Consider the following 26,081-nt stretch of genomic DNA (forward strand, 5'->3'; position numbering starts at 1 on the left):
GAGGGGACATGCCAGGCGACGGCATCGACGTCAACGCCGAGGAACTGCACAAGTTCGGGAAGGCGGCGCGTGAGCGTGGCGCCGACACGACGAGCGTGGCGGACGCGGTGCACGGCGTTCACTTCGGCCCGGACGTGCTCGGGCTCATCAACGCGGGCAACATCGACGACTTCCTCGCGGACCAGAACGAGATCGTGACGAAGGCCAGGGCGATCGCGGCCGCACTGACCCAGGACGGTGACACCGCCGACGCCAACGCGCGGGACTTCACCGACACCGAGACCACGCAGGCGAGCCGGTTCACGAACAGGGAGCCGCGATGACGAGCACCGAGAACGGGGACCAGCAGTACGCGGGCGCGGGCCTCGCGGACGGCGCCGCGCAGATCGTCTCGTCGATACAGAACGGCGACTGGCTGTCCTCCGGCGCCAACCTCGGCGCGGCGTCGCTGGACCTGCTGGGTGTCATCGACAACCCGGTCAAGGCCGTCGCCACCTCCGTGATCGGTTGGATCTGGGAACACTTCGCGATCTTCGACGGCTTCCTCGACTGGACGACCGGTGATCCAGGCGCCGTGCAGAACGCGACGGAGACCTACTTCCGGGCAGCACAGGACCTCGACGGCCTGGCCGCCTCGCAGATCACGTCGTTCGGTCTCGACGTGCAGACGTACCGGGCCGGGCAGAGCCAGTCCGCGGTCGCGTTCGAGGCCAGGGTCGGGCCACGCGGCGACGAACTGCGCACGCTGAGCCTGCAGTGCCTCGGCCTCGGGCACACGATGAACTTCGCGGGCATGCTGGTGTCCACCTGCCGCGGCATGATGCGGGACATCCTCACCGAGCTGACCTGGTGGCTGCTCAAGAAAGCCTTGATCGCCGTGGCGAGCGCGCCCTACACGTGCGGCGCGTCGGTGAGCGCGCTGCTGACGGACGCGATGATCATGTCCGCCCGAGCGGCGAGGAACATCGCGGACCTGTTCACCACGCTCGCCCGTGACCTCGGCGGCCTGTTCGGCAAGCTGCGGCAGCTGGCGGCGATCCTCGACAGCCCGGTGACCAGAGCCACGGCGGCCGCGGCGTTGAAGAGCTACGTGCCGTCGATGGCGAAGGCGGCCGACAACAGCGAGTCGCTGTCCGCTGCCGACGCCGCGCAGCACGAGGTGGAAGAACGCAGCAGGAAGCCTGCTCCCCCGCCCACGTTCCCGCCGCCGACGCCGACACGGCCCGTTCACGGCCCGCCGTCCGGCGCGCGGTGGACCACGAGTGGCACATTGGACGAATGACGTCGCTCGTAGTGGTGATGGGTGTCACCGGGTCCGGGAAGACCACCGTCGGGGTCGCGCTCGCGGAGCGGATGGGGGTGCCGTTCGCGGACGCGGACGACTTCCACTCGCCCGAGAACGTGGCCAAGATGCGGTCCGGCGTGCCGTTGACCGACGCCGACCGGCGGCCGTGGCTCCTCGCGATCGGGAACTGGCTCGCCGAGCACGGCAGCGGCGCGGTCGTCACGTGTTCCGCGCTCAAGCGGGGCTACCGGGACACGCTCCGCGAGGCCGCGCCCGGCATCACCTTCCTGCACCTGCACGGCGACAAGGCCACCGTGCACGAGCGCGTCGGGTCTCGCAAAGGGCACTTCATGCCGGAGTCCCTGGTGGACTCGCAGTACGCCGACCTCGAACCGCTCGGGGACGACGAGAAGGGCGTCGTCGTGGACTTCGCGTTGCCGGTCGATGTGATCGTGGACCGGTTCCTGGAGTAGCTTCGAGGTCTGATGAAGACCATGATCGATTTCGAGCAGGCCCGGGTGTACGCGATCCCGATGGTGACGCGGTTCCGCGGCATCGACGTGCGTGAGGGCATGCTCATCGAAGGGCCCGCCGGGTGGGGCGACTTCTGTGCCTTCCCCGAGTACGACGACCGCGAGGCCGCCTCCTGGCTGACGACCGCCATCGAGGCGTGCACCGTGGGCTGGCCGGACCCGGTCCGCGGGCGCATCCCGGTCAACGCCACCGTGCCCGCCGTCAGCCCCGAACGGGCCCACGAGATGGTGACCGCGTCCGGGTGCCGGACCGTGAAGGTCAAGGTCGCGGACGGGTCGCTCGACGAGGACGTCGCGCGGCTCGAAGCCGTGCGGGACGCGCTGCCGGACGGGCAGATCCGCGTCGACGCGAACGGGGCATGGGACGTCGACGCCGCCGTCGGTGCGATCCCCGTGCTGGACCGGGCCGCGGGCGGGCTCGAGTACGTCGAACAGCCCTGCGCCACCGTCGACGAGCTGGCCCTGGTGCGGCGGAAGGTCGACGTGCGGATCGCCGCCGACGAGTCGATCCGCCGCGCCGACGACCCGCTGAAGGTCGCGCTCGCCGGGGCCGCCGACATCGCGGTGATCAAGTGCACGCCGCTCGGCGGGGTGCGGCGGGCGCTGCGGGTCGTGGAGGCGTGCGGGCTGCCGTGCGTGGTGTCGTCGGCACTGGAGACCTCCGTGGGCCTCAGTGCCGGGTTGGCGCTGGCCGGGGCGCTGCCCGAACTGGACTTCGCGTGCGGGCTGGGCACGCTGTCACTGCTCGACGGCGACGTGGTCGGCCCGGCCCGCGCACTGACGCCCGTGGACGGGTTCCTGCCGGTCGCGCCGGTCACCCCGACGCCCGACCCGGCCCTGCTCGACCGCTACGAGCTGCGTGACCCCGCCCGGGTCAAGTGGTGGCGGGACCGGCTCGCGCGCCTGGTCGAACAAGGCCGGGTGCTGTGAGCTATTCCGCGCTGGAGCGGGCCCACAGGTTGATGCCGCTCTCCACCGCGTACTTGTCGATCTCGGCCAACTCCGAGTCGGTGAACTCCAGGCCGGACAGCGCACCGAGGTTGTCGTCCAGCTGCTTGACGCTGGACGCGCCGATCAGCGTGGACGTCATGCGGTCGTCGCGGAGCGTCCACGCGAGCGCGAGCTGCGCCAGCGACTGGCCGCGGGACTCGGCGATCTCGTTGAGCGCGCGGACGCGGCCCAGGTTCTCCTCGGTCAGCATCGACTGCGACAACGAACCGTCACGGGCGGCGCGGGAGTCGGCGGGGATCCCGTTCAGGTAGCGGCCGGTCAGCATGCCCTGCGCCAGCGGCGAGAACCCGATGCAGCCGATACCCAGCTCACCGAGCGCGTCCAGCAGACCGGGCTCGATCCAGCGGTTCAGCATCGAGTACGACGGCTGGTGGATCAGCAGCCGCACGCCCATGCCGGCGAGCAGGGCGTGCGCCTCGCGCGTCTTGGCCGGCGAGTAGGAGGAGATGCCGACGTAGAGCGCCTTGCCCTGCTGCACCGCGGACGCGAGGGCGCCCATGGTCTCCTCGAGCGGGGTGTCGGGGTCGTAGCGGTGCGAGTAGAAGATGTCGACATAGTCCAGGCCCATGCGGGTCAGGCTCTGGTCCAGGCTCGCCAGGACGTACTTGCGGGAGCCGCCGCCCTGGCCGTAGGGGCCGGGCCACATGTCGTAGCCGGCCTTCGTGGAGATGATCAGCTCGTCGCGGTACGGGCGGAAGTCCTGCGCCATGAGCGTGCCGAAGTTGGCTTCCGCCGACCCGTACGGGGGGCCGTAGTTGTTGGCCAGGTCGAAGTGCGTGACCCCGCGGTCGAACGCGCGGCGCAGGATCGCGCGGCACTGCTCCAGGGGCACCTCGGTGCCGAAGTTCTGCCACAACCCGAGCGAGATCGCGGGCAGGCGCAGGCCGCTGTCGCCGGTGCGCCGGTAGGACATCGCGTCGTCGTAGCGGTTCTCCGCTGCCTGGTAGGCGGGCGGAATGCTCATTTCGGTCTCCTCGGAAGCGAGTCGCGGGTACCGTGATGTTATGTCCGCGCTGGTGGCGAACGCTGGATGGATGGCGTGGAACGCGTTCCTCGCCCTGGTACCGCTCATGCTCGCGAGGTTCCTCTTCGGACACCGGGAACGCCCGCGGTGGCTGCTGATCACCGGCGGTGCCGTGTTCGTGGCGTTCCTGCCCAACGCGCCGTACGTCCTCACCGATGTGCTGCACCTGCCGCGCGACCTGCACTACGCCGACGGCTGGGTCGCGGCCGGGCTGCTCGCGCAGTACCTGACGTTGTTCGCGATCGGGTTCGCGGCGTACGTGCTGTCGCTGGTCCGGTTGGAACGGTGGCTCGCCGACCACGGCGTGTCGCGTCGGGCCGTGCTGTTCACGGACCTGACGCTGCACGCGCTGTGCGCGGTGGGCATCGTGCTGGGGCGGGTGTTCCGCTTCAACTCGTGGGACCTGGTGACGAACCCGGGTGGTCTGCTCGACTTGGTCCGCGTGCCTCAGCCCCGCACCGTGTTCGTGCTGTTCGTGCTGTTCACGGTCCTCGCGGGCGGCGCGGCCCTGGCCCGGGCACTGCCCGCGATCATGAACCGCGCCGTACGCCTCGGTTAGCCGACTCAGTCGTCCTCGTACTCGTCGTCGCCGATGACCTGCGGTGCCGTCAGGACGTCGCTGCCGAAGGTGCTTTCGGGGTCGGCTTCGATGAGGACCTTGCGCTTGTGCTCCTCGTCCTCGTCCTGGTTGCGGCCGGCGCCCAGCGGAGCGCCGAACGCGCCGGGACCACCGCCACGAGCCGTGGCCGCGAGAGCACGCCGAGCCGCCGCCTCGTCGGCGGCCAACGCCCCGGCTCCCGCGCCGAGACCGGGCGCCAGCCCAGGGCCGCGGCCCACCCCGCCTGGCCCGGCGGTGCCTCCTCCCGTTCCTGGACCACTGCCGAAGCCACCACCCCGGCCACCGGGTCCCCCGGCGGTGCTACCGGGATTACCTCGGAAAGAGCCGCCGCGCCCGGCACCGCCTGGCCCGCTGGTGCCGCCAGGCCCCCCGACCGGCACGATCGGCATGCCGCCGGGCGGCGCGGTGGGCGGGGGCAGCTGAGCGGCGGGCGGCAGCGGGTAGGAGCCGGGCCCGCGACCGGGCACCGGCTGGACGTCACTGGGCGCGGTCTCGTATCCCGGCGGCGGGTTCCAGGTGGCGTCTCCGGCGGGGGCGGAGTAGTTGCCCGGCCCTGGTCCCGCGCCGGGGCCGGTTTCGCGGCGCGGGGAGTCGTCGGAGACCTCGATGGTGTCGGCGGGCGTCACCGAGATGCCGCCACCGCTGTGGTTGGTGCTGGTGAACTGCTGGGGCAGGTTCGTCTCGTTGTGGTTGCTGGCGTTGTCGTACCCCTCGAAGACGCTGATGTTGTGCTGGGCCTTCTGCTGGTACTCGCGGGTCTGCGCGTCGGTGTCGACCTCGAACGGCACCACCTGCTCCAGCAGGTCGGCGGCGGGGTCGGGCGGCATGGGCTCGACGCTGGCGGCGGCCCGGTGGAAGGACCCGGCCTGCCGGTCGAGCAGGTCCTGCGCGAGGTAGAGGTACTCCGCGCCTTCGGCGGCGTGCTGGGCCAACGGGCGCGCGGCCCCCTGCGCTCCGTCGGCGGCGCTGCCCTGCCACCCGCTCTCGATGGTCGACATGAGCCGCCGGATCCGCTGAGCCCGAGCATGCTCGGCAGCGGACTCGTCGTAGGAGATCCCTTGCGCGGTCTGCAGCGTCTCCGACCCCGGCCCGGTGGTCAGCTCGTCGTAGATCTGCTGAGGCGTCATCCAGAAACTCATTGCGCCGCCTTCATGGTCTGCACAACCATCCCGGCCACCATCGCAGCGGTTTCACACGGGTCTTTTTTCCCGATGTTGTCCGTCGACAGCTGGAGGCTCACCTCGAACACGACCTCGTCAGAGGTACCGACGTCGACGACGCAGCCGCCGGTGTCCCGCTGGTCCACAGCGCCGTATGCGACCGCGGGATACCCCTCAACCAGAGGCAACTTCGCGAAGTGTGCCCATTTTCCGTCTTCCTCTGCTTGATAGGTGGCGCTCAGCCCGTAGGGGTACTTGTCCAGGGAACGGACATCGACGAGTGCGCGCCTGTCCGACTTTCCGCGAAACCCACACGTGTTTCCCAACGGGCCTTCCCCCGGTTCTCCTGGGAAATGCACGTTCAGGTCGTCGGCCTGTGCGGCGACGAGAGCCTTGCACGGGTCATCCTGGAACTGGGAGGTGTCCAAGGGGTCGTCAACTTTCGGTGCGCCGGCGAAAGGCAGTTCACTGTCCGACGACGGCGGCACGCTGCTGGAACCTTCACTCGGATCCCCGTTCGGGACAGGCAAGGGGCTTCCCACGCTGGTGGTGGTGCAGCCAGCCGCCAGCATCAACGTTGCCACCAGGATGAAGTGCCGAATGGCGCGACTCGGCAACACTAAATCTCCTGTCCTGAACGTTCGTCGTTGTCGGGCTCCCCTGCTCGATGGATCTCGGCCACGTTCCGGCGCTCGAGGCCCAGATAATCGTCCAACGCGTTCTGACACAACTGTGCCTGCTCGATGCAGTAGTCACGGTTCTGTCGCAGGTACAACAGGTAGTTCCTGCCGTACGAGGCCGCCGCCTTCGCCACGGATCTGCTGGCGAAGTCCAGACCCGGCCCGACCACCCTCACGAGGTCTTGCGAGTCTCGGAACGACCTGTCGTAATCGTCGGACAGAGCGAGCCACTCCGTGATCAAGCCTTCCAGTGTGGCCTCGTCGTACGAGAAGCCGCCTGTGGTGATGGTGCCTTCGGTGCTGCCGCCGACGATGCCCCTCATCGTCGAGCCGCGGCGTGGTTCGCCGGTCATCGGTCCCCCTGCGGTCGGACTGTGTGCGTTCATGCACGTCCGGTAGTCGACAATACGACATCGCGGCTTGGTGCGGCCTCGAACGCACGCGAAAGGCGCGCCCGGGACACCCGGACGCGCCTTTCGCTGCGACAGGTCAGCCGTCCTGGAGGTCGGCCAGGGCTTGCTTGACCTTGGACAGTTCGGCCTCCAACTCGGCGAGGCGGGCCTGGTGTTGCTGGCGAGCGACGTCGAGCACGGACTCGATGGCCTTCGAGATGTCCTCGTGCAGTTCGGCGGCCGCGCGGGACACCGCCGCGGCCGGGATCTGCAGGCCCTGCACGACTCGGCTGCCACCGTGTGACAGGTCGGCCTGCCACTCGCCCTCCAGGGTGCCGGTGACCGTCAGCGTCAGCTCGACCGTGCGGGTCTTGCGGGCCGTGCTCGCCTTGCGGCCGCGCTTGGCGGGCTGCTCCGGCGCCGGCTCCTGGGCGGCGGCGGGCTCCGGCGCCGCGGCGGGGGCTGGCTGCACGGTCTCAGCCTCGGCCTCTGCCTTGGCCGGGGCCTCGCTCGTTGGGGACACCATCACGCTCCTTCGTCACGGGACACACCGCGGGAGAACGAATATTAGAACACGCGTTCGGCTCGCGCATCCCCGGTGGGGTCGGGAACCTCCGTGCGCATCATCGCGTCTGTACGTCGTGGGGAAAGTGCGGGTCGGGCTGTGTGTGGCGGCGACCGCCCTGGTATTGGCGGCGTGCACGGCCGGGGTCGACGGCACACCGGTACCCGCGGGCGAGGCGCCGCTGACCGCCGCGGCGCTCGGTGACCTGACATCGGTCGACCCGTGCAGTCTCACCGGGCCCGCCGCGTTCGCCGACGTCGGTTCGGCGCGGATGCCGGGCATGCCGACCTTCGACGACTGCCGGGTGACCGTGGCCGCACCGGACGGCCACGCGTACGTCTGGGTGGGTCTGCTCCGTGACGCGACGACCCTGCGGGACGACCTGGAGCCGCGCGACCGACCTGGGCGGGGCACCACCATCGGCAGCCTCGGCGGCACCTGCGACGCGGCGCTCGTGCTCACCGACGGGCTCGCGCTGACCGCCTGGGCCGAGCCCGCCTACGGCTCGCCCCTCGACGACACCACGCTCTGCGCGCTCACCGAGGGCGCCCTGCGCGGCGCCTACCAGGTGCTCGACGGCGGCCGGGTCGAGCACTGGGTGCCGCCCGTCAGCTCGCTCGCCGTGCTCGACGCCTGCGACGTGGTGATGATCCGCCACGTCCAGGCCGCGCTGGACCTCGACGCCGTCGACGAGACACCGTTCCCGGCCGGGCACCGGTGCCGCTGGGGCGCCCCGGACCGCGACTCGCCGGGCGTGGACGTGGAGTTCCGGGTCGCCGAGTCGGCCGAGGACGTGGGCGTGCCCGCCGGGACCGACGCCGAGCTGGTCGGCGGCCGGGCGACGTGGCTCGTCGAGCACACCGACCGCACCTGCACGGCGGTCACGGAGCACGTCCAGTTCGCGCCCGGCGCGGGCACGCACGAGTACGCGCTGCTGCGCGTGGTCACGGCGCCGCGCCGCGGTCGCGACGGGTGTGCCGCCGCCAAACAGCTCGCCGAGCGGGTCTGGCCCGAACTGCCGCCGCTCTAGTCCTTGCGGCCGGTCACGGCGATGGACGCGCCGAGACCGATCATCATCAGCCCGCCCGCGCCGCCGACCAGCGCCAGCCTGCGCGGCGACCGGGAGAACCACGCCCGCGCGGTCGCCGCCAGCACGGCCCACACGCTGTCGAGCACCAGCGCGATCACCGGGAACAGCGCGCCCAGCGCGAGCATCTGCAGCGGCACGCCGCCGGCGGCCGGGTCGGTGAACTGCGGCAGCGCCACCACGAAGAACACGATCGACTTCGGGTTGGCGACGCCGACGACGAGCCCGTCCCGCAGGGCGCGCCGCGACGGCAGCACCGTCGGCATACCCTCAGCCAGCGCCTCGGTGACCTTGCGACGGTGGCGGATCGCCTGCACCCCCAGGTAGACGAGGTACGCGGCGCCGACGAGCTTGATCACGGTGAACACCGCGGCCGACCGCTCCACGATCACGCCGATGCCGATGGCGACGGCCACGACCTGCAGGTACACGCCGATCGCGTTGCCGACCACGGTCAGCAGCGCCTCGCGGCGGCCGACGGTCAGCGCACGGCCGACCGTGAACAGCACGCTCGGCCCCGGCACGGCCACGACCACCACCGACAGCAGGGCGAACGCGAGTACTTGGCTGAGCGACATCACGTCGCCGAGGCTAGACCGGGGCCAGGACCACGTCGCGTGGTTTTGCGACCCGCACCAGTCCGAGCGCGAGCACGAGGATCGCGGCGACCGCCGTCAACGCCATGGCCCGCTCCACCAGGCCGAGCGGCACGAACCGCCACCACGGTCCGTAGCCCATGCCCATGCGGACCACCCCGACGAGGATCAACCCGAACCACCCGAGTGACACCGTGGCGAACCCGCGTGCCACCCAGCGCCACGCCGACCGGTCCGGGAACACCTTGTGGGCCACCAGGAGCACGGCGAGCGGCAGCGACACGAACCCGACCACACTCGCGTACCGGTGGATCGTGCCGCCGATGCTGGGGCCGACCGTCCAGTCGGTCTTCGTGAACGCCACGATCACGAGCAGGCTCGCGATCCACAGCGCACCGAGCACGACCGTGCCGGAGTACGGGCGCACCACCCGGTGCCGGACCGCGGCGAAGAACCCGAGGGCCGAGCCGATCGCGACCAGCAGCACCGCGAGGTCGAACAGCCACTTGTTGGGCCCGAGCGCGTACTCGGACAGCGTCCTGCGCACCACGTTGATCTCGTTCGTCGGCGGCACCACGTGCAGGGACAGCATCAGCACGATGCCGAGCAGGAGCGTCACGACGCTCGCCAGCGCGCTTCTGGAGGGCATGGATCCGAGGCTAACCGCGGAACATGAGAAGAACGTAAGAAGACAAATCGGTCACTCACGGCTGCGGATGAGCGCCTCGATGCCGTCCAGCACGCGTTCGAGCCCGAAGCGGAAGTCGTAGTCGAGGTCCTCGAACTCCTCGTCCGCGTCGAAGGTGCCCGCGTCGACCACGGCGTGCAGGGCGGGGTAGTCCTCGGCCGGGGTCAGCTTCTTGATCAGCTCGCCGTAGCGGGGCATGACCCGGGCCATCGTGGGGTCCTCGTTCCCGACCGCCTCGGACAGGTCGCTGTTGAGCGTCGCGAAGCTGCGGGTGAAGCTCGTGACGAGCAGGATGGCCGACAGCTTCTCGTCCTCCCGCAGCCCGGTGCCGCCGAGCGCGCGCAGCCCCTGCTCCATGAACCACAGCTGTTTGGGCATGATCGGTGGGCCCGACACCGGGATGCGCAGGATCCACGGGAACCTGCGGTACGCGGCCAGTTCGACCTCGGCCCACCACTTGAGCCGCTCGCGCCACGTGCCGTCGGCGGGCACCTCGACGTCGATCTTGCCGAACGCGCCGTCGATCATCAGCGCGAGCAGCTCGTCCTTCGACGCGACGTAGCGGTAGAGCGACATGGCCGACGCGCCCAGCTCCTTCGCGACCCGGCCCATCGACACCCCGCCGATGCCCTCGGTGTTCGCGACGTGCACGCCCGCGTCGACGATCTGCTCCAGCGACAGCCCGCGCTTGGGCCCCTTCGTCGGCCGGTCACGCACGCCCCAGGCCAGCTCGAAGCTCGCGGGAAGCCCGGTCTCCGTCTCGTCGCTCATCAACCCTGACCCCAACTCAGGGACATCCCTGATGTCACTGTTTATGTCATACGCAGTACAGTTTATCTCGTACGCAGTAAGCTCGCCGAACTCCAACAGGGGGAACCAATGCCCGGCGAACCAGCGATCGAGGCTACCGGCCTCACGAAGTCCTACGGCGCGGTGCGGGTGCTCACCGGCGTCGACCTGCACGTGCCGCGCGGCAGCGTCTTCTCGCTGCTCGGCCCGAACGGCGCGGGCAAGACCACGACCGTGCGGATCCTGACCACGCTGTCGGCGCCCGATTCGGGCCAGGCCAGGGTCGCGGGCCACGACGTGGTCCGCGAGCGCGCACTCGTGCGCCGCAGCATCAGCCTCACCGGCCAGGACGCCGCGCTCGACGAGATGCAGACCGGCGCGGAGAACCTGCGGATGATGGGCAGGCTCACCCGGCTGTCCCGCCGCGCGGCCACCGCGCGCGCCGACGAGCTGCTCGAACGGTTCGACCTCGTCGAGGCGGGCAGCAGGCGCGTCGGCACGTACTCCGGTGGCATGCGCAGGCGCCTCGACCTGGCCGCGAGCCTGATCGTGCCGCCCGCGGTGATCTTCCTCGACGAGCCGACCACCGGCCTGGACCCGCGCAGCCGCGCGGCCATGTGGGACGTGATCATCGACCTCACGCGCACCGGTGTAACGGTTTTCCTCACCACCCAGTACCTGGAGGAGGCCGACAAGCTGGCCGACCGGATCGCGCTCGTCGACGGTGGCCGCATCGTCGCCGAGGGCACCGCGACGCAGCTCAAGCAGCAGGTCGCGGGCCACCGGCTCGACCTGACGCTCACCGGCACGGCCGCGTTTGACGCGCTGACGGCCCACCTCCGCGGCAGGACGCTGCTGCCCGACCGTGCGCGGCTGACGCTGTCGGTCGCGACCGACGGCAGCGCGGGCCACATCCGCGCGCTGCTCGACGAACTCGACCCCACCCGTACCGCGGTGGCGCGCTTCTCGGTGCACTCCGCGACCCTCGACGACGTGTTCCTGGCGCTGACCGGGCACGCCACCACGAAGGAGCCCGCAGTTGTCTGATCTCGCACTGCGCCCCGCCTCGCCGCTCGGCGACCTCGGGGCGATGGTCCGCCGCGCGACCACGCTGACCATCCGCAACGGCGACGCGCTGATGACCTCGCTCGCCCTGCCGATCATGCTGATGCTGCTGTTCGTCTACCTGTTCGGCGGCGCGATCGACACCGGCACCGAGTACGTGACCTACGTCGTGCCGGGCGTGATCATGCTGTGCGCGTCGTTCGGCGCCTCGCTCACCGCGGTCGCCGTCACGAACGACATGACGAACGGGATCATGGACCGCTTCCGGTCGATGGACGTGCGCGGGGTGTCCGTGCTCGGCGGGCACGTCGTCGCGAGCACCGTGCGGAACCTGGTGTCGACCGTGCTGGTGCTCGGTGTCGCGTTCCTGATCGGCTTCCGCCCGTCGGCGTCCTTTGTGGACTGGCTGGCGGCCGCGGGGCTGCTGCTGGTCGCGATCCTGGCGCTGTCGTGGGCGTCCGCGGCGGTCGGCCTGCTCGCGAAGACCCCGGAGGCGGCGAGCGGGTTCACGTTCTTCGTGATGTTCCTGCCGTACCCGAGCAGCGCGTTCGTGCCGGTGGAGACCATGCCGTCGTGGATCCACGGGTTCGCCGACAACCAGCCGTTCACGCCGCTCATCGAGGCACTGCGCGGGTTCCTGCTCGGGACGCCGGTGGGCAACAGCGCATGGGTCGCGCTCGCCTGGTGCGCGGGCATCCTCGCCGTGTCGGTCGCGGCGACCGGGTACCTGTTCCGGCGCCGGACGGTGTGAGGTGAAAGGGGGCGGTCCTGGGGGCCGCCCCCTTTTACTCATGCGTAGGGGTTGAAGGGGATCCCGGCGGGCTTGGCCTTCGCGAGGTTGCCCGCGAAGGCGCTGTCCTTGATCGCGAGGCTCGCGCTGCCGAAGTCGGCGGAGACGAGCCGGTCGCGGATGCCTGCCGGGTAGTTGTCCCAGCTGACGAGGTCCGGGTACTGCCAGGTGCCGTAGTGGTTCTCCGGCACCTCCGTCTTGCTCGCGATGCGGAAGCAGTGCGTGGACACGCCGTCCTTGTGGTAGATGACCTTCGCGTGCGTGCCCACCCAGCCGACCTGGTCACGCGGATAGGTCGAGTAGTCCCCGTGCTCGGACACGGACACGTACATCGCCTGGTCGTTCTGCACCCAGATCACGACGTGCTCGATGTCGTGGCGGTGGCCGCAGCAGTCCCAGCCGGGCACGGCCTGGTCCTTCTCGAAGTACAGGTCGTACAGGTAGGCGCACCAGCCGTTGTCGCACTTGCTTCGTGAGTACGAGTTCGTGTTGTCCAAATCGGACTGGTCGTGGCAGTTTCCGTTGAGCGCGCCGGAGTTGTTCAACCCGGGCGCGATGGTGCCGTCCGGGCCGATGGCCGGGGTCGGGTAGCAGCCGTCGCCGTCGTAGTCGAAGGCGGGCTGCCACTTCCCGTCGGCGGCGGCGTAGCTCGCGGGCAGCGCCCGGGGCGGGTCCGCCCAGGCGACGCCGGGGATCAGGATCGTGAGCAGGGTGGCGGTCACGGCGACGAACGCCGCTCTTCTTCCACGCATCGCAGGGCCCTCTCCATTGATCGCGGGAATGACGCAATCAACGTAAGCGGGGGTGATCAGTGCGGGTCAACCGCCGAAGGTGGCAAAAGTGACCATCCGCTTACGATCCGTCGACCGCGAGCACGACGGGACGGTTCCCGTCGAGAACGACGGCCATCCGGCCCGGCACCCATGCGACGCCATCGCGCGCACTGATGTCCGACTGCTGGTACAGGTCGTGGGGTGTGCCGCCCGGTTTGCCGACGACCCGCAGCGTGCCCGGCGCCTCGACGTAGGCGATCGCGTGCCCTTCCGGCCCCCATCCCGGATACGTGACCTGACCGTCCGCCACCGGGACCGGGTCGCCGCCCCGCGCGGGCACCACCCGCGCCGTGCCGACTCCCGGGTTGCCGTCCGCGTCCCGCTGGTCGGCGAGCAGGAAGTTCCCGTCTGAGGAGAACGACAACACGCGGTACTCCCCGTCGAGCACCTTGCGGGACTCGCCGGACAACCCCGCCACGAACACCTCGCCACCCCTGTCGTCGGGCGGGCCGGACAGCCAGGCGACCGAGTCCTCCGCCCAGGCGACCGTCTGCAACTTCTCCCAGGAGGTGTCGATCGTGCCCAGCCGTTCGGGCTCGCCACCGGCCGGGGACACCGACATCACGCCGGCCGAGTTCGCGGATTCCCTGCGAAGGAAGCGAATCCGCTTCCCGTCCTCGGACCACGACGGGGACACATCTACCTGGGCGCCCTCCGGCATCTCTCGGGACGTCAGGCTGATGCCGTCGGACTCGACGCCGTCGTCGGTGAGATTGGTCAGGTCACCGGACGCGACGTCGATCACCCAGACGTCCGGTTCGACCCCGAACGCGTACTCCTCGGTGATCGCCACCATGCGCCCGTCGGGCGACCACGCCGGGTCGTCGATGTCGAATTCGAATGCCTTGACCGGGCAGTGCTTGTACGAGCCGTCGACGCCACGCAGACACCTGCCGTCCCGCCCGAGGGACATCACCGTCTTCCCGTCGGGCGACAGGGACACCGACAATGCCGTTTCCTGTTCCTGCTGCCCGCTGACACGCAACGACGACACGTCCGTCGTGCGCAGCTTGGCGGGTGGCTCCGGCTCCGGTCCCTCTTCCGCCACCGAACAGGCCGACAGGACCAGGACGGCCGACAACCCCGCCACGACACCACGCAAAGACCCCACCTCCGCGAGCAAGATCGCGAAGGTGGGGTCGGGCGTTACTACCGACAGGCCACGATCAGGCTGCCGGACCCGCCGACCGCGGCGCGGACCTCGGCGCCCCTGGTCGTCTGGACGACCTCGAAGGCGACCCGCTCACCGTTGTACGTCACCGAAACGGGCTGCTTCCCGGCGGGCAGTACCGCGCCCACCGTCAGGTCGGCTCGCACGTCGTCGAGCCGGACGGTCGTCGTCAGCCGGTTGCCCTTCGCCGTCGCCGACACGTCCACCGACCCGTGCGCGCCGAGCCGGATGTGCTTGCCGGACACCGACTTCTGGCCCGCCGGCAGCTGCGGGACCACGGACAGCTCCCCCGTGCCCAGCGACGGCGACACGCCCAGCCACTGGTGCACGACCGGCCACAGCGTCCCGTACGTGCCCCACGCCTGCAGCGACATGGACCGGTCGTAGAACGGCCGGTCGATGTTCGCCACGAAGTCCGGGGACGGGGCCACCTCGGGCATGGCGCCCGGGGTCTCCCACACGCTCGGGTCCAGCTGGATGCGGACGTTGCCGTCGATGTACGTCCGCTGCTGGGTCAGGCGGCCGAAGTTGCCCTCGGCGACCGCCATGACCGCGGTGTTCAGCGAGTACGTCGACCGTTCGCTCTTCACCGTGGACACGACGCTGTCACACGACGGCCCCGGGTTGCCCTCCGGCGCGGACGTCGGGCCGGAGCCCGTGTGGTACAGGCCGAACTCGCCCGTGTAGCACGGCTTCTCCCGCTGTGCCAACGCGACCGGGCCGTGTGTGGGCGACGCGAGCGCGTTGCCGTCGGGCAGCTCGATCTCCATCGGCGTCACACCGGTCCAGTGCCGCTGGAACACCGGGCGGTTGTCGTTCGCGGGGTCGTCCGGGTCGTCGATCGACTCGGAGTAGCCGTTCGCGTCACCGCCCGCCCACCAGACCGCCTCGAACCGCTCCCGCAACGTGGCCGCACGGGAGGTGGCCCAGTCCGCCGTCGCCGTGTCGCCCTTCGACGTCGCCATGTCGGCGAGGTCGAGCAGGCCGCGGATGTAGTAGGCGGTGCTGTCCAGCTTCTCCACGCCCATACCGGACCGCTCGACGTTGCCGAGGCCCTCCAGCCAGCCGTCGCCGTCGGCGTCGAGGTTGGCGTCGACGTACCGCAGGTTGCGGACGGTGAAGTCGTACAGGTCGTCGCGGAAGGCGTTGTCGCCCGTCCACCGCCACACCAGCGCGACCGCGCTCGGGAACTTCACGGTCTCGTCGGTGTTGCCCGCGTCGTCGTTGGCCCCGAAGTAGACGTCACCGGTGGAGACGACCTCGTGGACCAGCTTGCCGCTGCCGTCGTTGATCACCTCGCTGACGTCCCGCAACGCCCGCAGGTGCGCCTTGATCGGCTCGAACTGCCCGGCCGCGACGGCCGCGAACGACGTGTACTCGCCGTCGGTGCCGAAGAGCCACGGGTAGTCCGGGAATCCCGCGCCGAACCAGCGCGCCTCGTCCAGCGTGCCCGCCGGGTCGGGGTACGCGCGGCCCTCGTCGGTGTCCCGCAGCGCCAGGTCGTGCGACTCCTGCACCGAGTCGGCCAGGTTCTGCTTGCTCCACTCGATGCTCTGCCGCAACTCCGGGTCACCCGGCAGGTCGACGACCGTGTTGCGGGCCAGCGCACCGCGACTGTCCACCTTGGACCGCAGGGCGGCCACCGGGTTCCTGGACGCCTTCGCGTACTCCGAGCGCGCCGCGGCCGGGCCCTTGTCCGAGCCCGCGACGGTGAACCAGACGGTGGTGGGCTTCCCCGGTGTGAGCGGCACCGAGTAGTCGAGGCGCCCGCCCGTGCCCTTGCCGAACGCGGAGTCGTCGCAGCGCGGCGGCGCGGCACCGTCGGCCGGGCACACGACGGCCGGGTCCTGCGGGCCGCGGTGGTCCGGTCCCAGTGCGTGGTTCACCGGCCGCGCGGACGAACCGACCACGGCCGCGTAGTCGTGGCCGTCGCCCTGCTCGCGGAAACGCAGGGTTCCCTCGGCGTAGGCGCCGCTGTCCGGCAGGTTCGTCTGCCCGGCGTTCGGGGTGGTCCAGCCCCACGGGTAGGCGGGCATCAGCTCGGAGTGCGCGTCCATCGCCAGGTCCACGGTCCTGGCCGTGTCGCTGCGGAACGTCAGGCCGATCACGTTGGCCCGCACCCCGTCGGGGGCGAAGTCGACCCGGTCGACGGACAGCCCGGCCGGTGCGTACGCGAAGCGGTGGTAGCCCCAGCCGGTCGTGTACTCCTCGGCCGGGGCGTCCGCCCCGAGCCACGCGCCGTCAACGGCGAACCAGATGCCGTCGAGCAGCTTCACGGGCGGTGCCCAGACGCCACCCATCTCACCGCGGATGTGCCAGCCGCTCGCCGGGTACAACCCGTTGGCGTCGCCCATCGCGATGGTGCGGTCACCCGTGACGAGTGCCCGCCGGTCGGCCAGTCGTGTCGTCTCGGACAGTTCGGCGAGGTGGCGCCCGTCGAAGGCGCCACCCGCCAAACCGGCGTCCGATCTCACCTCCGCACCGGCGGGTACCGCCAGCGCGGTTGCGACGAGTGCCAGTGCGGAGCCGAGTAAGACCGGCCGTTTCCTCATTACTTGACGCCTCCTGCGGTAAGACCGGCGATGATGCGTCGCTGGAAGATCAGCACCACGATGACCAGCGGCACCGTCACGATCACACCAGCGGCCATCTTGGTCCCGAATGGACTGTCGTACCCGGAAATGCCGGTGAACTGGGAGATCGCGACCGTCGCGGTCTTCATCTCCTTCTCGTTCACCATGGACAGGGCGATGATGAACTCGTTCCACGCCGCGATGAACGTGATGATCGCGGTCGTGAACATGCCCGGCGCGGCGAGCGGCAGGATCACCTGCCGGAACGCCTGCCCGCGCGTGAGACCGTCCACCATGGCCGCCTCCTCCAGCTCCTTCGGCATCTGCCGGAAGAACGTGGCGAGCGTCCACACCGCGAGCGGCAGCGCGAACGAGAGGCTCGGCAGGATCATCGCCTGGTAGGTGTTGATCCAGCCGATGTCGGTGAACAGCTTCAGCAGCGGCACGATCAGCGACACCCCGGGGAACATCGAGGTCGCGATGATGACCCCGGCGGCGATGTTCTTGCCGCGGAAGTCCAGCCGCGCGATGGTGTACGCCGCGAACGTGCCGATGATCAGCGTCACGACCGTGGTGGTGCCCGCGACGACCACGCTGTTGCCGAGCGAACGCCAGAACCCGACGCTCGGGCCGAACACGGCCGTGAAGTTCTCGATCGACCACGGGCTCGGGAACGGCGAGTTGTCACCGACGTCGTTCGGCCGCCGGAACGCCGAGACCACCATCCAGTAGAACGGCACCAGGCAGTAGATGACGATGATCGCGATGCCGATGTTCAGCAGCCACCGGCGTCCGCCGGGAGCCTTCGTCTGCTCACTCATGCCACGGCCACCTTCGCCTTGCGCTGCTTGGTCTCCTTGGCACGCGTGCGTGCCTCACCGATCACGTCGGCACCGAGCAGCTTGACGAACGCGTACGCGACCAACGCCACGTAGACGAACAGCACCACCGCGTACGCGGCGGCGGGCCCGATTCTCAGCTGTGTCGCCTCTTCCTGGGCCAGCATCGACAACGTCTCCACGGACTGTTTTCGCTGCCCGATCATCACGAACGGCAGGTCGAACATGCGCAGCGCGTCGAGACCGCGGAACAGGACCGCGACCAGCAGCGCGGGCTTCACCAGCGGCAGCGTGATGCGCCAGAACTGCTTCCACGCGGACGCGCCGTCGACCCGTGCGGCCTCGTACACGTCGTTGGGGATGATCTGCAACCCGGCGAGCACGAGCAGGCCGACGAACGGCGCGGTCTTCCACACGTCCGCGATGATGACCGCGACCTTCGCCTGGAAGCCCTCCGTGGTCCACAGGACCTGCGAGTTCAGCACCTCGTTGGCCACACCGTCGGCCTGGAAGATGAACTGCCACATGATCGCCGACACGGCGGTCGGGATGGCCCACGGCACCAGGATGCTGGCCCGGACGAGCCCCTTCCCACGCAACGCGTGGTGCATCACCAGCGCCATCGACACACCGATGACGATCTCGAGGATCAGCGTGGTGACGGTGAAGAAGGTGGTGTTGAAGAAGGCGTTCCAGAACCGCTCGGCCGACTCGCCCGTGAAGATGGCGGCGTAGTTGTCGATACCGACGAACTGCTCGCCCTCGATGACGAAGCCGTCCTCGTCCACCCCCTCGGCCTTCTGGTACAGCGACTCGCGCACCGCCGCGATCAGCGGGTAGAGGATCACGAGCCCCAGCACGAGGAACGTGGGGGTGAGCAGGAACAGCGCGAGCTTGCCGTGCTTCTGCGGGTCGGCCTTCGCTGTGGGTGGTTTCTTGGGGGCGCCTGCCGCGGCCTGCGGCGGCGCGTCAGTCGCTGTCACGTCAGCACTCCAAGGTCGTGATACAGGGAAGCCGGCCGGGCAAGTCCTGAGAAGGGCCTGCCCGGCCGGCGGTTTCCGGAGCTACTGCGCGGTCAGCGACTCGAGCTTCGACTGGAGTTCGTTCAGCGCGTCGTCGGTGCTCTTCTCACCGGTCATCGCGCCGTACGCGGCTTCCTGCATGGCCGCCGTGACGTCGCCGTACTTCACGGCCTGCGGCCGCGGCACCGCGTTGAGGATCGACTCCTTCAGCGTGGGCAGGTACGGGAACTGCTCCTGCAGCTCGGCGTCGTCGTACAGGTTCGCCCGCGTCGGGGCCTGCGAGGTCGCCAGCAGGTTGGACCGCTGCGCCTCCTCGCTGTTGAAGAACTTGATGAAGTCCAGCGCCGTCGCCTTGTTGTCGGCGAACGCGGAGATCGCGAAGTTGTGACCACCCAGAGTGGACACACCGGGGCCGTCCTTGCCGGGCAGCGGCGCCACCGCGAACTTGCCGGCCACCTTGGACGAACCGTCGGTCGCGTTGGCCAGCGCGTACTGGTACGGCCACTGACGGTGGAAGACCAGCTGGCCGTCCTGGAAGGCGCGACGGCCCTCCTCCTCCTTGTAGGTGATCGCGGCCTGCGGGATCTCCTTGGACTTCAGGCCCTCGACCAGGAAGTTCAGGCCGTCCTTGGCCTCCTGGGTGTTGACCGTCGGCTTGCCGGACTCGTCGAGAATGGAGCCACCGGCGGACTGCACGGCCTCGGAGAAGTTCACCGTGAGGCCCTCGTACTTGTCGAACTGGCCCGCGTAGCAGCCGATCGACGCGTTCTTGGCCTGCACCTTGGCGCAGGCGTCCTTCATCTCGGCCCACGTCTTGGGCGGCTCGGCCACGCCCGCGGCGTCGAGGAGGTCCTTGCGGTAGTAGAGCAGGCCACCGTCGGAGTACATCGGGACCGCGTACAGCTTGTCGCGGTACTTCGCCGTGTTCACGGCGGGCTCGAGGAGGCTGTCGAGGTCGATCTCGTCCTGGGGCAGTTCGACGACCCAGCGGTTCGCGGCGAACTCGGCGGTCCACACGACGTCCAGGTTGAGGACGGTGAACTCCTTGGACTTCGCCTGCGCGTTCTGGATCATCTGGTTGCGCTGCTCGTCAGCCGCCTCCGGCAGCTCGACGATCTCGACCTTCTCGTCCGGGTGGTCCTTGTTCCACTGGTCGACCAGCTTCTGCATGTTGCCCGAGGTGTCCTTGCCGGTCGCGAACTTGATCGGACCACGCCCCTCGAGCGCTCCGGCCGCGGCCCCGCCGCCGCCGTCGCCGCCGGAACCGCTATCGCCACAACCGGCCAGCACGACCGCCGCGACGGCAAGCAAGGCGGCACCGCGCACCCTTGCTTTACCCATCATCTCGTTCTCTCCTGTCGATCAAAACGGAACACACACCCGCCCGGGCCCCTGGGCCATTGGGAACCTGGGCGGAACACGGTATACCGGAAAGTGGCGGAGCGATGAGGACACGGCGGCACGGGGGCGCGTTGAGGCCAAGCCGATTGCGCGGCTCGTGTCCCGAGTCATCCTCGACTCCTCTTCGCCGGTCCATTTCGGACCAGACCTGACTGTGACCAGCTACGGCTGGCACACTACTCGCCAACTTGATCGGTTAACGGCGGCCAAGCGTGGACCAGGGTCCGCGCGAGTGTCAACCCCGCAATTGTTATGGAGCGGACGCGAGTTCAGAGCGCGCCGACGACCCAGTCCGATCTATGGTCCGGGGAGTTCCCGACATCGCGAAGCGGCCGCCGGATGTCGGTATCCGCACCGCCGAACGGCGGCGGTCACCCTCGTGCGATCGCAGTCCTCATCGGTGGTTGCTATTCGGCAACGAAGGGCCGTCAGCGGCCGGTCAGAGGTGAGCCGACACCTTCTCGCCGGCCACCCGCGTGAGCCGCGCGAACTCGCGGCGGTCGAGATCACCCCGCGCGATCCCGGTCAGCACGACGACGTGCTCGCCGACCCGCGCCATGGCGACACCGACCGTCACCACTCCGTCACCCGACGACACCCGTGCGGCGAACGCGTACCCGTCCGCAGGCGCGTCGAGCCGGCTGAACTCGACGGTGCCCTCGTCGAAGGTGGTGGTCGCGCAGGTGCCCACCATCTCGTCGAGCCGGTCCGCGTCCCAGGCACGTACCCCGTCGGCGGGCATCACCACCTCGAGATAGGCGGCGCCGTCCCGGCGCGCGGAGACGGCGTCGGCCGTGGTGACAGGTTCCGGCCGCGCCCGCAGCAGGCCGGTGCACTGGGCGGGCTCGATGCCGGCGGGGAGACCGGTGTCGGTCCGGGCGACCTGGTCGGGGGTCAGCACCGCGACCTCGTACCCGGCCCCGAAGTCGGCACCGGTCAGCAACGCCCCCTCAGGGTCCGCGGACCGGTCCTGGACGATCGCGACGACCACCACGACGACCAGCAGCGTGAGCGCGGCCGCCCACCACGCGACCCGCCGCCTGCCCTTCGGCTCGATCCCGAACTCGTCCGTCATCGCGGCCGATCCTGTCAGAACCCGTCCCGTCCCCGTGCGCCGCCGCTACGGCAGCGTGAACCAGGCGACCGCGCGTTCGTTCAGGCTGCCCAGGTACACCACGCCGTCGGCCTCGCGGACGCCCGTCACCATGTGGAAGTCCGGGCGCACGGACCGGTAGTCGTGCACCACCCTGCCGGAGGTGCCGTCGATGGCACGAACCCACACCACCCGCTTCTCCTTGACCTGCAACGGCTCCGGCAGCGCCCACACGGCCTTGCGGACGGCCGGGTGCAGCCGGTGTGCGAGGTCGAGCACGGCGAGCCGCGGCGACGCCATCGCGATCCACACGAGCCCGTCGGAGCCGGTCGCGATGTTGTCGGGGAACGCGGGCAGACTCTCCGCCAGCGTGGTGTGCCTGCCGGACGGCAGCTCCACCCGGTCGAGCCGGTACGAGCCCGTGCTCGCGACCACCACCCACGACTCGTCGGGCGCGAGCGCGACACCGTTCGCGAACTGCAGGCCGGTCAGCAGCACGTCGAGCGTGCCGTCCGGGTCGCGGCGCAGCAGGCGGCCGGTGCCGCTGTGTTCCAGCAGGTCGGCCTTCCAGTGGTCGAGGTCGAACCGGGACGTCGAGTCGGTGAAGTACACCGTCCCGTCGGCCGCGACCGCCGCGTTGTTGCACACCCGCAGGTCCGGCCCGCGCGGCACCAGCACCTCGACGTCGCCGCTCTGCCGGTCGACCAGCAGCAGACCACGCTTCGAGTCGCACACGAGCAGGCGACCATCCGGGTACAACTCCAGCCCGAGCGGCCGGCCGCCGGTGTCGGCGATCGTGTCCAGCCTGCGGCCGTCCGGGGTGAGCCGCAGGATCCGCCCGTCGTCGACGCCGGTGAACACGTGGCCCTTGTCGACCAGCACGTCCTCGGCGCCGAACCCGTTGACCTGCACCACCGTCAGGGCGGGCAGCGGGTCGGGGTCGGCTTTGGGCGCCGCGGGCGGGCGCCACACCCGCGGGTTGATCTTCGGACGTGCCATGCGTCCTCCTACCGGTAGGTCAGCAGGTCGCGGTGGGGACCGTCGAAATGACCGTGCTCGTTGACCGACACCAGGCTCACCCCGGACCGGCCGCGCACCAGCTTCGTGATGCTCGCGTTCGCCATCGTGCGGTTCAGCGCGAGGTACCCGGCGGCCGGTGCCGACAGCAGCGTCGCACAGATCGCGCTGATCACGCCCGCCGAGGTGAACACGAGCGCGGCGCTGCCCCGCGGCAGCCCGGCGAGCACCTCGCCGAGCGCGTCGCGGATGCCGCCGGTGAACTCGGCCCACGTGCCGGTCGAGCCCGCGGCGTGCCCACCGCTGATCCACGCCTCGATGGCCGCGTCGAGCTGCCGCTGGAACTCGCGGGTGGCGTCCTCCAGCTCGGCCACCGGCTGCCCGGCAGGCACCAGCCCGAGGTGGTCGTACTCGTTCCACCTGGTGTCCTCGCGGACCGGCAGCTCGATCCCGGCCTCGGCGAGGCACGCCGACGCGGTCTGCAGCTGCCTGCGCAGCGTGCCGCTCCACACCGCGTGCACCGTCAGCTCACGCCGCCGCAGCTCCTCGCCGAGCACGACGGCCTGCTGCTTGCCGGTGGCGGACAGCACGTCGTAGTCGGGCCCGCCGAACGACGCCTGCCCGTGGCGCAGCAGGTAGACCGCGGTCACGTGATCGCCTTCCGGCAGCGCTCGTCGAGGTAGGCGACGAACCGGGGGAAGCCCGCGAACGCCTCGTTGTGCGTCTGTCCACTGTGGTACCGGTAGTAGATCTGCTGCATGATCACCTGCAGCCGGAACCAACCGAACACCTCGTAGAACACCCAGTTCTCGGCGGAGAGGCCCATGCGGTCGCAGTAGTAGGCGACCAGTTCCCCGCGCTTGGGCATGCCGGGCAGGTGCGACGGCTGGCGGCGCGACAGCTGCGCGACGTCGTCGTCGTCGGCCTGGATCCAGTACGCCATGCAGCCGGCCAGGTCCATGAGCGGGTCGCCGAGCGTGGCCATCTCCCAGTCGAGGACGCCGACGACGTTCAGCTCGCCTGTCTCGTCTCTGTCGAGGACGACGTTGTCGAAGCGGAAGTCGTTGTGGATCACGCACGTGCGCACGTCGTCGGGCTGGTTCGCGTCCAGCCACCGCATCACGGTCTCGCCGTCGGGCGCGTCCGGGGTGCGTGCCTTGCGGTAGCGGTCGGACCAGCCCCGCACCTGGCGGGCGACGTACCCGGCGCCCTTGCCGAGGTCGGACAGGCCTGCCGCGTCCGGGTCGACCTCGTGCAGCTCGATCAGCCGGTCGAACGTGCGGTACGCGAGCGAGGACGCCTCGTGCGGCGACAGCGTGAGGCCCTCGGGCAGGTCGCCGCGCAGGATGATGCCGTCGATGCGGTCCATGACGTAGAAGTCCGAGCCGAGCACGTCGTGGTCGGTGCACAGCGCGAGCACGGTCGGGACGTACGGGTAGACGGGCTTGAGCTTGTCCTGCACGGTGTACTCGCGGCGCATGTCGTGCGCGGAGGCGGCCTTGTGCCCCTTGGGCGGGCGGCGCAGGATCAGCTCGCGGTCCGGATAGGACAGCAGGTAGGTCAGGTTCGAGGCACCGCCGGGGTACTGGCGCACCGCCGGGGGCCCGGTCAGCCCGTCCGCTCGGGACGACAGCCACTCGTGCACGGCCGCCGTGTCGAACGCGTCCTCGTCCCGCAGCGCACCCGGCTCGTCCTTCACCGTTCTCCCTTCTCCACGGCCGCACGCAGCCGCGTCCAGTACTTCCGCACCTGCCCGTCGGTCAGCCCGAGCCGCTTGAGCAACGCGGAGCGGCGCCCGTCAGGATGAGTCAACAGGAGGAACTTCTTCCGCGCCACGGCGTCGAACACCTGGTCGGCGACGTTCTCCGCGGTGACCTTCGACGACGTCATCAGCCGGTCCATCAGCGTGGCGAGCGCCGGGTCCGGGCTGCGCAGCCGGTCACCGAGGTTGGTCCGCACGAACGCGGGGCAGACGACGGTCGTGTGCACCCCGTAGGGCTCCAGTTCGAGGCGGAGCGTGTCGGAGAGCGCGATCACGGCGGCCTTGCTGACGTTGTAGCTGCTCATCCCGGGCAGGTTCATGATCCCGGCGAGCGAGGCCACGTTCACCAGGTGCCCGCTGCCGCGTGCCTTGAAGTCAGGCACGAACGTCCGGGCGCCGAGGACGACGCCCTTGACGTTGATCTCCCAGATCCAGTCCCAGTCGGCGGTGCCGATCTTCTCGAACCGGCCGCCCGCGCCGACGCCCGCGTTGTTGACAAGCACGTCGAGCCCGCCCCACTCGCGCTCGCACCAGTCGCGAGCATCCGCCCAGTCGGTTTCGGCGGTGACGTCGAGCCCGATCGCCGAGGCGTCGATCTCCGCCGCGGCACGCACCGCCGCCTCGGCGTCCACATCGGACACGAGCACGCGCCACCCGGCCGTCGCGTAGCGCGCGGCGATCGCCCGTCCGAGCCCGGACGCGGCGCCGGTGACCAGGACGCGGTCGGCCATTACTTGTAGGCGGCCATTTCGTGGCGGGCGACGAGGCCCATGTGCACCTCGTCGGGCCCGTCGGCGAGCCGCAGCGAACGGGCGCTGGTGTAGGCGGCGGCGAGCGGGAAGTCCTCGGACAGCCCGGCGGCGCCGTGCAGCTGGATGGCCATGTCGATCACCTCGAGCGCCATGTTCGGCACCGCGACCTTGATCTGCGACACCTCGCTGCGCGCACCTGCGAGGCCCTTGGTGTCGAGCAGCCACGCCGTGTGCAGGACCAGCAGCCGCGCCTGGTTGATCGCGATCCGCGCCTTGGCGATGCGCTCCCGGTTGCCACCGAGGTTGGCGAGCGGCTTGCCGAACGCCTCCCGCCGGCTGGCCCGCGCGCACGCCAGCTCGAGCGACCGCTCGGCGAGCCCGATGAGCCGCATGCAGTGGTGTATGCGGCCCGGCCCGAGCCTGCCCTGGGCGATCTCGAACCCACGCCCGGGCCCGGCGATCACGTTGCTCAGCGGCACGCGGACGTCGGCGAAGCTGACCTCACCGTGCCCGTACGGCTCGTCGCGGTGCCCGAACACGGACAGCATGCGCTCGACCTTCACCCCTTCGGTGTCGATCGGCACGAGCACCATCGAGTGACGCCGATGACGGTCGGCGTCGGGGTCGGTGAGCCCCATGAAGATGACGACCTTGCAGTTGGGGTGGCCGACGCCCGTGCTCCACCACTTCCGCCCGTTGATCACGACCTCGTCCCCCTTCACCACGGCGGTGGCCGCCATGTTGGTGGCGTCGGAGGAGGCGACGGCGGGTTCGGTCATGCAGAAGGCGGAGCGGATCTCGCCGCGCAGGAGGGGTTCGAGCCACTGTTCCTGCTGCTCAGGGCTGCCGTACTGGGTGAGGACCTCCATGTTCCCGGTGTCGGGCGCGTTGCAGTTGAAGATCTCCGGGGCGATGAAGGAGCGCCCCATCTGCTCGGCGAGCGGCGCGTACTCGACGTTGGTGAGGCCCGCGCCGCGTTCCGTGCCGGGCAGGAAGAGGTTCCAGAGCCCCGTCTCGCGGGCCTTGGCCTTGAGTTCGTCGATGACGGGCAGGACCGTCCAGGGGTCCGCGCTGGCGTGCAACGCCCGGTGGTACTCGGGCTCGACCGGCTCGATCTCGGTCCGCACGAAGTCGGACACCCGACTCAGGTAGTCGGCCGCCGTGGCCGAATGCGAGAAGTCCACGAATGGCACCCTAGCCGCGAAAAACCGAGTTCATCGATGCAGAACCGGTCGTCTTCGCCTGAGACCTGCGTCACTGCCCAAAGCTCCGTGGTCAGCGCGCCCAAGGTGCTGGGGACGAGAGCCGCACTGGACCTGCGGAGTCCTATGTAG

28 protein-coding genes are annotated in these 26,081 nt (G+C 70.0%); 8 read left to right on the forward strand and 20 right to left on the reverse strand.

Annotated features, from left to right (window positions below; translation table 11 throughout):
* Window positions 1-8 precede the first annotated feature (8 nt).
* From ACIBVP_RS41380 to ACIBVP_RS41395, 4 genes are read left to right on the forward strand one after another with little or no spacing between them, the layout of a single operon-like run.
* Window positions 9-323, forward strand: a complete 315-nt coding sequence (locus ACIBVP_RS41380; RefSeq protein ID WP_396112058.1) for a hypothetical protein — start codon at window positions 9-11, stop codon at window positions 321-323.
* Entirely contained in the window at window positions 320-1,282 is a 963-nt protein-coding gene (locus tag ACIBVP_RS41385; protein ID WP_396112059.1) for a hypothetical protein, read from the forward strand. Before ACIBVP_RS41380 ends, ACIBVP_RS41385 begins: the two co-directional genes overlap by 4 nt.
* Entirely contained in the window at window positions 1,279-1,758 is a 480-nt protein-coding gene (locus ACIBVP_RS41390; RefSeq protein WP_396112060.1) for a gluconokinase, read from the forward strand. Before ACIBVP_RS41385 ends, ACIBVP_RS41390 begins: the two co-directional genes overlap by 4 nt.
* A gap of 12 nt (window positions 1,759-1,770) precedes the next feature.
* Window positions 1,771-2,748 (forward strand): o-succinylbenzoate synthase, encoded by a 978-nt coding sequence (locus ACIBVP_RS41395; RefSeq protein ID WP_396112061.1) that lies wholly within the window; start codon window positions 1,771-1,773, stop codon window positions 2,746-2,748.
* Between the two features lies 1 nt (window position 2,749).
* Here ACIBVP_RS41395 and mgrA read toward each other — a convergent pair whose 3' ends face one another.
* Complete coding sequence (gene mgrA / locus ACIBVP_RS41400) at window positions 2,750-3,793, reverse strand: L-glyceraldehyde 3-phosphate reductase (RefSeq protein ID WP_396112062.1); 1,044 nt, start codon at window positions 3,791-3,793, stop codon at window positions 2,750-2,752.
* A gap of 40 nt (window positions 3,794-3,833) precedes the next feature.
* Between mgrA and ACIBVP_RS41405 the strand changes: the two genes are divergently transcribed.
* Entirely contained in the window at window positions 3,834-4,412 is a 579-nt protein-coding gene (locus ACIBVP_RS41405; RefSeq protein ID WP_396112064.1) for a DUF1361 domain-containing protein, read from the forward strand.
* Between the two features lie 5 nt (window positions 4,413-4,417).
* On the opposite strand, the gene ACIBVP_RS41410 is transcribed toward ACIBVP_RS41405, so the two are convergent.
* The 4 genes from ACIBVP_RS41410 to ACIBVP_RS41425 all read right to left on the reverse strand — a co-directional run bounded on the left by ACIBVP_RS41410 (window position 4,418) and on the right by ACIBVP_RS41425 (window position 7,230).
* On the reverse strand, window positions 4,418-5,599 hold the full coding sequence (locus tag ACIBVP_RS41410) for a hypothetical protein (RefSeq protein WP_396112065.1): 1,182 nt from the start codon (window positions 5,597-5,599) through the stop codon (window positions 4,418-4,420).
* Between the two features lie 8 nt (window positions 5,600-5,607).
* Entirely contained in the window at window positions 5,608-6,216 is a 609-nt protein-coding gene (locus ACIBVP_RS41415) for a DUF3558 domain-containing protein (protein WP_396112066.1), read from the reverse strand.
* A 35-nt stretch (window positions 6,217-6,251) separates the two neighbouring features.
* On the reverse strand, window positions 6,252-6,665 hold the full coding sequence (locus ACIBVP_RS41420; RefSeq protein ID WP_396112067.1) for a hypothetical protein: 414 nt from the start codon (window positions 6,663-6,665) through the stop codon (window positions 6,252-6,254).
* Between the two features lie 136 nt (window positions 6,666-6,801).
* A complete protein-coding gene (locus ACIBVP_RS41425) occupies window positions 6,802-7,230 on the reverse strand; it encodes a DUF6319 family protein (protein ID WP_396112069.1) in 429 nt (142 codons plus the stop codon).
* Window positions 7,231-7,345: 115 nt separating this feature from the next.
* Here ACIBVP_RS41425 and ACIBVP_RS41430 point away from each other — a divergent pair, with 115 nt between their 5' ends.
* Window positions 7,346-8,299 (forward strand): hypothetical protein, encoded by a 954-nt coding sequence (locus ACIBVP_RS41430; protein WP_396112070.1) that lies wholly within the window; start codon window positions 7,346-7,348, stop codon window positions 8,297-8,299.
* Here the strand turns inward: ACIBVP_RS41430 and ACIBVP_RS41435 are convergent.
* From ACIBVP_RS41435 to ACIBVP_RS41445, 3 genes are read right to left on the reverse strand one after another with little or no spacing between them, the layout of a single operon-like run.
* A complete protein-coding gene (locus ACIBVP_RS41435) occupies window positions 8,296-8,937 on the reverse strand; it encodes a LysE family translocator (RefSeq protein WP_396112072.1) in 642 nt (213 codons plus the stop codon). The genes ACIBVP_RS41430 and ACIBVP_RS41435 overlap by 4 nt on opposite strands.
* A 10-nt stretch (window positions 8,938-8,947) precedes the next feature.
* Window positions 8,948-9,601, reverse strand: coding sequence for a DUF998 domain-containing protein (locus tag ACIBVP_RS41440; protein ID WP_396112074.1), 654 nt, complete (start codon window positions 9,599-9,601; stop codon window positions 8,948-8,950).
* 51 nt (window positions 9,602-9,652) lie between these two features.
* On the reverse strand, window positions 9,653-10,411 hold the full coding sequence (locus ACIBVP_RS41445; protein WP_396112075.1) for a TetR/AcrR family transcriptional regulator: 759 nt from the start codon (window positions 10,409-10,411) through the stop codon (window positions 9,653-9,655).
* A gap of 108 nt (window positions 10,412-10,519) precedes the next feature.
* Between ACIBVP_RS41445 and ACIBVP_RS41450 the strand changes: the two genes are divergently transcribed.
* Both ACIBVP_RS41450 and ACIBVP_RS41455 read left to right on the forward strand, forming a co-directional pair.
* Window positions 10,520-11,476 (forward strand): ATP-binding cassette domain-containing protein, encoded by a 957-nt coding sequence (locus ACIBVP_RS41450; RefSeq protein WP_396112076.1) that lies wholly within the window; start codon window positions 10,520-10,522, stop codon window positions 11,474-11,476.
* Window positions 11,469-12,245: an ABC transporter permease gene (locus ACIBVP_RS41455; protein ID WP_396112077.1), complete on the forward strand. Its 777-nt coding sequence runs from the start codon at window positions 11,469-11,471 to the stop codon at window positions 12,243-12,245. Before ACIBVP_RS41450 ends, ACIBVP_RS41455 begins: the two co-directional genes overlap by 8 nt.
* A gap of 38 nt (window positions 12,246-12,283) precedes the next feature.
* Here the strand turns inward: ACIBVP_RS41455 and ACIBVP_RS41460 are convergent, their stop codons facing one another.
* From ACIBVP_RS41460 to ACIBVP_RS41515, 12 genes are all read right to left on the reverse strand, one after another.
* On the reverse strand, window positions 12,284-13,036 hold the full coding sequence (locus tag ACIBVP_RS41460) for an NPP1 family protein (protein WP_396112078.1): 753 nt from the start codon (window positions 13,034-13,036) through the stop codon (window positions 12,284-12,286).
* Window positions 13,037-13,136: 100 nt separating this feature from the next.
* On the reverse strand, window positions 13,137-14,219 hold the full coding sequence (locus tag ACIBVP_RS41465) for a TolB family protein (RefSeq protein ID WP_396112079.1): 1,083 nt from the start codon (window positions 14,217-14,219) through the stop codon (window positions 13,137-13,139).
* Window positions 14,220-14,266: 47 nt separating this feature from the next.
* Window positions 14,267-16,840 carry a hypothetical protein gene (locus ACIBVP_RS41470; RefSeq protein WP_396112080.1) on the reverse strand — a complete coding sequence of 858 codons (2,574 nt, stop codon included), beginning with the start codon at window positions 16,838-16,840 and terminating at the stop codon, window positions 14,267-14,269.
* The gene (locus tag ACIBVP_RS41475; protein ID WP_396112082.1) at window positions 16,840-17,682 is read right to left on the reverse strand and encodes a carbohydrate ABC transporter permease; all 843 of its coding nucleotides are present in this window, start codon (window positions 17,680-17,682) and stop codon (window positions 16,840-16,842) included. Before ACIBVP_RS41475 ends, ACIBVP_RS41470 begins: the two co-directional genes overlap by 1 nt.
* Entirely contained in the window at window positions 17,679-18,683 is a 1,005-nt protein-coding gene (locus ACIBVP_RS41480; RefSeq protein WP_396112083.1) for a carbohydrate ABC transporter permease, read from the reverse strand. The genes ACIBVP_RS41475 and ACIBVP_RS41480 overlap by 4 nt, the downstream gene beginning before the upstream one ends.
* Before the next feature lie 81 nt (window positions 18,684-18,764).
* On the reverse strand, window positions 18,765-20,066 hold the full coding sequence (locus tag ACIBVP_RS41485) for an ABC transporter substrate-binding protein (protein ID WP_396112084.1): 1,302 nt from the start codon (window positions 20,064-20,066) through the stop codon (window positions 18,765-18,767).
* Between the two features lie 496 nt (window positions 20,067-20,562).
* Window positions 20,563-21,198, reverse strand: coding sequence for a hypothetical protein (locus ACIBVP_RS41490; protein ID WP_396112085.1), 636 nt, complete (start codon window positions 21,196-21,198; stop codon window positions 20,563-20,565).
* A 45-nt stretch (window positions 21,199-21,243) separates the two neighbouring features.
* On the reverse strand, window positions 21,244-22,215 hold the full coding sequence (locus ACIBVP_RS41495) for an SMP-30/gluconolactonase/LRE family protein (protein ID WP_396112086.1): 972 nt from the start codon (window positions 22,213-22,215) through the stop codon (window positions 21,244-21,246).
* An 8-nt stretch (window positions 22,216-22,223) separates the two neighbouring features.
* Window positions 22,224-22,883, reverse strand: a complete 660-nt coding sequence (locus tag ACIBVP_RS41500; protein ID WP_396112088.1) for a histidine phosphatase family protein — start codon at window positions 22,881-22,883, stop codon at window positions 22,224-22,226.
* Complete coding sequence (locus ACIBVP_RS41505) at window positions 22,880-23,932, reverse strand: phosphotransferase family protein (RefSeq protein ID WP_396112089.1); 1,053 nt, start codon at window positions 23,930-23,932, stop codon at window positions 22,880-22,882. Before ACIBVP_RS41505 ends, ACIBVP_RS41500 begins: the two co-directional genes overlap by 4 nt.
* On the reverse strand, window positions 23,929-24,726 hold the full coding sequence (locus ACIBVP_RS41510; protein ID WP_396112090.1) for an SDR family NAD(P)-dependent oxidoreductase: 798 nt from the start codon (window positions 24,724-24,726) through the stop codon (window positions 23,929-23,931). The genes ACIBVP_RS41505 and ACIBVP_RS41510 overlap by 4 nt, the downstream gene beginning before the upstream one ends.
* Complete coding sequence (locus ACIBVP_RS41515; RefSeq protein ID WP_396112091.1) at window positions 24,726-25,931, reverse strand: acyl-CoA dehydrogenase family protein; 1,206 nt, start codon at window positions 25,929-25,931, stop codon at window positions 24,726-24,728. The genes ACIBVP_RS41510 and ACIBVP_RS41515 overlap by 1 nt, the downstream gene beginning before the upstream one ends.
* Between the last annotated feature and the right edge of the window lie 150 nt (window positions 25,932-26,081).

This window comes from Actinophytocola sp. NPDC049390 (assembly GCF_044466355.1).
In the GTDB taxonomy this organism is placed as follows: Bacteria; Actinomycetota; Actinomycetes; order Mycobacteriales; family Pseudonocardiaceae; genus Actinophytocola.

What these genes read in the sequence shown, in the direction of transcription:
- ACIBVP_RS41380 (WP_396112058.1), top strand. Translation starts at nt 9, where the DNA reads ATGCCAGGCGACGGCATCGACGTCAACGCCGAGGAACTGCACAAGTTC.
- ACIBVP_RS41385 (WP_396112059.1), top strand. Translation starts at nt 320, where the DNA reads ATGACGAGCACCGAGAACGGGGACCAGCAGTACGCGGGCGCGGGCCTC.
- ACIBVP_RS41390 (WP_396112060.1), top strand. Translation starts at nt 1,279, where the DNA reads ATGACGTCGCTCGTAGTGGTGATGGGTGTCACCGGGTCCGGGAAGACC.
- ACIBVP_RS41395 (WP_396112061.1), top strand. Translation starts at nt 1,771, where the DNA reads ATGAAGACCATGATCGATTTCGAGCAGGCCCGGGTGTACGCGATCCCG.
- mgrA (WP_396112062.1), bottom strand. Translation starts at nt 3,793, where the DNA reads ATGAGCATTCCGCCCGCCTACCAGGCAGCGGAGAACCGCTACGACGAC.
- ACIBVP_RS41405 (WP_396112064.1), top strand. Translation starts at nt 3,834, where the DNA reads ATGTCCGCGCTGGTGGCGAACGCTGGATGGATGGCGTGGAACGCGTTC.
- ACIBVP_RS41410 (WP_396112065.1), bottom strand. Translation starts at nt 5,599, where the DNA reads ATGACGCCTCAGCAGATCTACGACGAGCTGACCACCGGGCCGGGGTCG.
- ACIBVP_RS41420 (WP_396112067.1), bottom strand. Translation starts at nt 6,665, where the DNA reads ATGACCGGCGAACCACGCCGCGGCTCGACGATGAGGGGCATCGTCGGC.
- ACIBVP_RS41425 (WP_396112069.1), bottom strand. Translation starts at nt 7,230, where the DNA reads ATGGTGTCCCCAACGAGCGAGGCCCCGGCCAAGGCAGAGGCCGAGGCT.
- ACIBVP_RS41440 (WP_396112074.1), bottom strand. Translation starts at nt 9,601, where the DNA reads ATGCCCTCCAGAAGCGCGCTGGCGAGCGTCGTGACGCTCCTGCTCGGC.
- ACIBVP_RS41445 (WP_396112075.1), bottom strand. Translation starts at nt 10,411, where the DNA reads ATGAGCGACGAGACGGAGACCGGGCTTCCCGCGAGCTTCGAGCTGGCC.
- ACIBVP_RS41450 (WP_396112076.1), top strand. Translation starts at nt 10,520, where the DNA reads ATGCCCGGCGAACCAGCGATCGAGGCTACCGGCCTCACGAAGTCCTAC.
- ACIBVP_RS41460 (WP_396112078.1), bottom strand. Translation starts at nt 13,036, where the DNA reads ATGCGTGGAAGAAGAGCGGCGTTCGTCGCCGTGACCGCCACCCTGCTC.
- ACIBVP_RS41470 (WP_396112080.1), bottom strand. Translation starts at nt 16,840, where the DNA reads ATGAGGAAACGGCCGGTCTTACTCGGCTCCGCACTGGCACTCGTCGCA.
- ACIBVP_RS41475 (WP_396112082.1), bottom strand. Translation starts at nt 17,682, where the DNA reads ATGAGTGAGCAGACGAAGGCTCCCGGCGGACGCCGGTGGCTGCTGAAC.
- ACIBVP_RS41485 (WP_396112084.1), bottom strand. Translation starts at nt 20,066, where the DNA reads ATGATGGGTAAAGCAAGGGTGCGCGGTGCCGCCTTGCTTGCCGTCGCG.
- ACIBVP_RS41490 (WP_396112085.1), bottom strand. Translation starts at nt 21,198, where the DNA reads ATGACGGACGAGTTCGGGATCGAGCCGAAGGGCAGGCGGCGGGTCGCG.
- ACIBVP_RS41495 (WP_396112086.1), bottom strand. Translation starts at nt 22,215, where the DNA reads ATGGCACGTCCGAAGATCAACCCGCGGGTGTGGCGCCCGCCCGCGGCG.
- ACIBVP_RS41510 (WP_396112090.1), bottom strand. Translation starts at nt 24,726, where the DNA reads ATGGCCGACCGCGTCCTGGTCACCGGCGCCGCGTCCGGGCTCGGACGG.